This window comes from Oleiphilus sp. HI0117 (genome assembly GCF_001635235.1).
The window spans coordinates 1-493 of the sequence record NZ_LWGA01000420.1 but is presented as its reverse complement, the minus strand read 5'-3'; the positions used below and the strand labels follow the sequence as shown (position 1 = coordinate 493).

Annotated in this window: 1 protein-coding gene; it reads right to left on the bottom strand. The window is 45.4% G+C overall.

The genetic code is table 11. The features are described from left to right. Nucleotides 1-399, bottom strand: a 399-nt coding sequence (locus A3757_RS04950; RefSeq protein ID WP_068739250.1) for a methylglyoxal synthase, incomplete at its 3' end; no start/stop codon positions are given. Between the last annotated feature and the right edge of the window lie 94 nt (nt 400-493).

The window sequence follows — 493 nt, the reverse complement described above, 5'->3', positions numbered from 1 at the left end:
GGGTGTTTCGCGCTGATAATTATTCATTAGTGGAGAATGGACGATAAAGTCAGCGGTGCTCTTGTTACACGCGACGGGAATATTCCAAAGCGTTGCCAGTCGGAGTAGCGCTTTAATATCCGGGTCATGAGACATGGGTTCGAGTGGATCCCAAAAAAAGATCAGCAAATCAATTTTGCCGTCAGCAATTAGTGCGCCTATTTGCTGGTCACCACCTAAAGGGCCGCTTTGAACACGGTTCACGCTTAGGCCTGTTTTTTCTTCGATGAGCTTACCGCTTGTTCCTGTCGTAGTGAACTGGCAGCTACTTAAAGCTTCGATATGTTGGTTTAGCCAAGCAACAAGGTCGCTTTTACGATTATCGTGAGCGATTAAAGCGATATTTTCAATTGGATTCATTCTGTGTCCCGAGTTGTCTCACTCATTATTATCATTCTTGGAAAGTGATAGAGAGGCCCTGGAAGCCAACGTAGGTTTTCAGGGCCGTCTTAAA